Source organism: Burkholderia semiarida, from assembly GCF_029268935.1.
In the GTDB taxonomy this organism is placed as follows: domain Bacteria; phylum Pseudomonadota; class Gammaproteobacteria; order Burkholderiales; family Burkholderiaceae; genus Burkholderia; species Burkholderia semiarida.
The window spans coordinates 310,942-311,232 of record NZ_JAHLCL010000010.1 but is presented as its reverse complement, the minus strand read 5'-3'; the positions used below and the strand labels follow the sequence as shown (position 1 = coordinate 311,232).

At 54.3% G+C, this 291-nt stretch carries 1 other annotated feature (only partly in view).

The annotated features are described in order from the left end of the window. Window positions 1-291, bottom strand: a sequence feature (most likely nonfunctional fraction of RNA operon) (it extends past both window edges: 1,807 nt to the left, 149 nt to the right).

Here is a 291-nt window from a genome sequence, read left to right as displayed (position 1 = left end):
CTGTATTAGAGCCAAGGATTTCTTTCCGGACAAAAGTGCTTTACAACCCGAAGGCCTTCTTCACACACGCGGCATTGCTGGATCAGGCTTTCGCCCATTGTCCAAAGTCGCCTTGGTAGGCCTTTACCCCACCAACTAGCTAATCAGCCATCGGCCAACCCTATAGCGCGAGGCCCGAAGGTCCCCCGCTTTCATCCATGGATCGTATGCGGTATTAATCCGGCTTTCGCCGGGCTATCCCCCACTACAGGACATGTTCCGATGTATTACTCACCCGTTCGCCACTCGCCA